The organism is uncultured Pelagibacterium sp. (assembly GCF_963972885.1).
Lineage (GTDB): Bacteria > Pseudomonadota > Alphaproteobacteria > Rhizobiales > Devosiaceae > Pelagibacterium > Pelagibacterium nitratireducens.
This window is the reverse complement of record NZ_CAXAXY010000156.1, coordinates 1-3447: the sequence shown is the minus strand read 5'-3', so window position 1 is coordinate 3447 and position 3447 is coordinate 1. Positions and strand designations below refer to the sequence as shown.

The 3447-nt window shown below is 62.8% G+C and carries 6 protein-coding genes; 1 reads left to right on the top strand and 5 read right to left on the bottom strand.

Annotated elements, in window-relative coordinates:
• A partial coding sequence (locus AACZ55_RS15780) for a metal ABC transporter permease (RefSeq protein ID WP_339647617.1) occupies positions 1 to 685 on the top strand: 685 nt, incomplete at its 5' end.
• A 31-nt stretch (positions 686 to 716) separates the two neighbouring features.
• On the opposite strand, the gene AACZ55_RS15775 is transcribed toward AACZ55_RS15780, so the two are convergent.
• From AACZ55_RS15775 to AACZ55_RS15755, 5 genes are all read right to left on the bottom strand, one after another.
• Complete coding sequence (locus tag AACZ55_RS15775; protein WP_338609604.1) at positions 717 to 1253, bottom strand: PadR family transcriptional regulator; 537 nt, start codon at positions 1251 to 1253, stop codon at positions 717 to 719.
• Between the two features lie 92 nt (positions 1254 to 1345).
• Complete coding sequence (locus AACZ55_RS15770; protein ID WP_339647614.1) at positions 1346 to 2119, bottom strand: crotonase/enoyl-CoA hydratase family protein; 774 nt, start codon at positions 2117 to 2119, stop codon at positions 1346 to 1348.
• Between the two features lie 24 nt (positions 2120 to 2143).
• Positions 2144 to 2560 carry a thioesterase family protein gene (locus AACZ55_RS15765; RefSeq protein ID WP_339647612.1) on the bottom strand — a complete coding sequence of 139 codons (417 nt, stop codon included), beginning with the start codon at positions 2558 to 2560 and terminating at the stop codon, positions 2144 to 2146.
• A gap of 9 nt (positions 2561 to 2569) precedes the next feature.
• A complete protein-coding gene (locus AACZ55_RS15760) occupies positions 2570 to 3331 on the bottom strand; it encodes an SDR family NAD(P)-dependent oxidoreductase (protein ID WP_339647610.1) in 762 nt (253 codons plus the stop codon).
• A complete protein-coding gene (locus AACZ55_RS15755) occupies positions 3331 to 3438 on the bottom strand; it encodes a hypothetical protein (protein ID WP_339647619.1) in 108 nt (35 codons plus the stop codon). Before AACZ55_RS15755 ends, AACZ55_RS15760 begins: the two co-directional genes overlap by 1 nt.
• Between the last annotated feature and the right edge of the window lie 9 nt (positions 3439 to 3447).

Here is a 3447-nt window from a genome sequence, read left to right as displayed (position 1 = left end):
GATGGGCGTCATGGCCTGTCTCAACCTTGCCTTCGTTGTGGGGCTGTTCAAGGAACTAAAGCTGGCAACCTTCGATGCGGCGCTGGCCAGGGCGCTGGGGTTCTCTCCAGTGCTGCTGTCCTACGCGCTTTTGGCGCTGCTCTCGGGAACCGCGGTTGCCGCGTTCGATTCCGTGGGCGCAATCCTGTTCATCGCCTTCGTCATCGTCCCGCCTTCGGCCGCCTATCTTTTGACCGACCGTCTTTCGCTGATGCTGGTTTATGGCGCCGCCGTCGCCATTGTCTCTTCGATTGCCGGCTACTGGCTGGCGGTGTGGTTCAACGTTTCGATCGGCGGCATGATGGCGATGATGACCGGCGCGTGTTTTGTCGCGGCCCTCGCCTTCGGCCCCCGTTACGGCTTGATTGCCCGGGATGCCCGCCGCCGGGCACGGGTTGCCGAAAACGCGGCCCGCACCCTGGCCGTCCATCTGTTCAACCACGAGGACGACCCTCAGGCCAAAGAGGAAAACGTCACCGCCGCCCTGCGCGAGCACCTTCACTGGAGCCGGGCGAAATCGGACGCCATCCTCGCCAAATCCCTCGCCGACGGCCTCGTCACCAGAGCCGGCGATACCCTGCTCCTCACCGACAAGGGCCGCACCGCCGCCCGCGAGGTGCTCGAACCCTGGGCGCGGGCGGGGTAACCCGGACGGCGGCGCGGTCTGCGATTACGGCCTACAGCCGCTCGATCGTTCCCGCCAATTCATCGATCAGGCGCGCGCTCTCGAGAATCTTTTTCTCATCGAACCCCGGCTTGCGCGACGCGATGATCAGGACTTCGCGCAGATTGCCCATGGCCCGCCGTAGTGGCGCGGGATCGGCGCGGTCCTTGGCTTCGGCCAGCGCTTCGAGTCGCGATCGTGCGGCGGCAAGCGGCTTTTCGTTTTCGGCAAGATGAGCCCGGCCCGCATCGGTGATCGCAAAGCTCTTGCGAGCACCATCGGTGCTGGTTTCTTCAACCAGACCCATTTCGAGCAGCAAAGACAGCGTCGGATAGATCATGCCGGGGCTCGGGGCATAGAGCCCGCCCGACAACGCTTCGATCTCACGGATCAACTCATAGCCATGCCGCGACTGTTCGGTGATCAGGTCGAGCACCACCAATTGCAGCTCGGCGGAATCAAAGACCCGACCGCGGCGCCCGCCACCCCGATGGTGGGGAAAGGGACCGCCGGGACCAAAACCGCGCCTGCCAAAATCATGCTCCCGCATTCTCAAACTCCTGTTCAATTGGGAGTAAGATATATTTTGACTGCATCATAAATGCAAGGGGCGGGCCGTTATTTAATTGCGGCGCACCGCGCTTATCGGAACACCGGCTTGCGTTTCTGGAGAAACGCATTGAGGCCCTCTTCCGCATCCGGCCCGGTCTGGCTCAGCGCCGCGGCAAGGCTTTCCGCATAGAGCCCGGCTTCGGGCGGCATGGAGGAAATGCGGGAGATGGCGTGGATGATGAACTGGTTGATGGTGGGGGAATTTCCCGCAATCCGCTCGGCCAACTCGAACGCCTTGTCGAGCGCGCTGCCTTCGGAAAGGGCGTAATGGGCAAGCCCGATCCGCTCACCCTCGGCGCCCGAATAGATGCGCCCAGTCAGCATCATTTCCGTCAGGCGATCTTCCCCGATAAGCTTTGCGATCCGCACCGACCCGCCCCCGCCCACGAAAATGCCGCGCATCCCTTCGGGCATGCGGAACTGCACACTCTCTTCGGCAACCCGGACGTGACAAGCCGCAGCCATCTCCAGCCCGCCGCCCATCACTGCACCATTGAGGGCAGCAACCACCGGAACGCGGGCGTACTGGATGGCTTCCATGACCCGGTGCCAGTTGCGCGAATGGGCCATGACCTCGAGCGGTTCGCGGCGCACCTGTTCGGAAAGGTCCAGACCTGAGGAAAAATGACCGCCTGCACCGCTGATCACGATGGCGCGCGCAGTGTCGGGAACATCGGCAAAGAACCCATCGAGCGCGGCGATCGTCGCGTCATTGAGCGCATTGCGCTTTTCAGGGCGATTGAGCGTCAGGTGGACAATCGCGCCCTTGCGGTCAATCGAGAGCACATCCGTGTCCTGGGCCATAATCTTTCCCTTCTGGTCAATTGGTTAGCCGAGTGCCGCGCGCACGTCGTCGGGGATCGGCAAAGAAATGATTTTTTCGCTGTCTTGCGGATCGCGCCCCACCCAGACGCGCTTCTCATGCGCTTCGATGGCGATTTCGCCTTCATTGAAAAGCGAGTGGCGGACACCGAAGCTGGAGCGTCCGAGATCGGTTATTTCCGAGCGGATTTCGACGACATCTCCGAACCGTGAGGGCCGCGAGAACTTGGCGCCCGTATCGACCATCGGGATGCCGACAATGCCGTGATGGGCGATCCAGTGGCGCTTGTGCATCTTGAAGGCGGCGGACAAAAGCGCCGCCGTGGCGTTGTCGAAAAAGCGGAAATAATTGGGGTAATAGACGATGCCCGCCGGGTCGCAATCGCCGAACTGGATTTCAACCTCACTCGTGTTGGAAAACATCGCCCCCTCCTATTTCGGCGCCATGCGCAGCGCGCCGTCGAGCCGCACGACTTCGCCGTTGAGATAGTCGTTGCCGATCATGGACAGAACCAGATCGGCAAATTCCTCGGGCTTGCCCAACCGCGCCGGATTGGGGATGGAGTGCCCCAAAGCATCAAGCGCCTCGGCGGGCAATTCTTCGAGCAGGGGCGTTAAAAACAACCCCGGCGCGATGGCCAGAACCCGCACGCCGAACCGTGCAAACTCGCGCGCTGCCGGCAGGGTCAGGGACACGATTCCGCCTTTCGACGCCGCATAGGCCGCCTGCCCGATCTGCCCTTCAAAGGCCGCGACCGAGGCGGTCGAGATCACGACGCCGCGCTGGCCATTGGCGTCAGGCTCGAGCTGCTGCATGGCATCGACGGCCAGCCGCATCATGTTGAAACTGCCGACAAGATTGACCTTGATGACCCGCTCGAACGCATCTAGCGGCATGGGCCCCTCGCGTCCCACGATACGCGCTGCCGTGCCGATGCCGGCGCAATTGACGAGGATCGACGGCGTGCCGAGCGCGGCGATCGCATCGGCAATCGCAGCTCCCGCGCTTGTCGCATCCGAAACGTCGCAAGGGAAGAACCGCCCATCGATATGGGTGGCGACGGTGGCGCCTTTTTCCGCATCGCGGTCGAATACGGCCACCTTGGCGCCGGCGGCCGCGAGCGCTTTCGCCGTGGCTGCCCCAAGCCCCGACGCAGCCCCGGTCACGATTGCTGTTTTTCCGGCAATGTCCATCAGACAGCCCTCGGATTTTCAATCAGAAGCGCAATCCCCTGCCCGCCACCAATGCAGGCCGATGCGATCCCGTAGCGCTCCCCCGAGCGTTCGAGTTCGTGGGCCAGTGTCAGGGC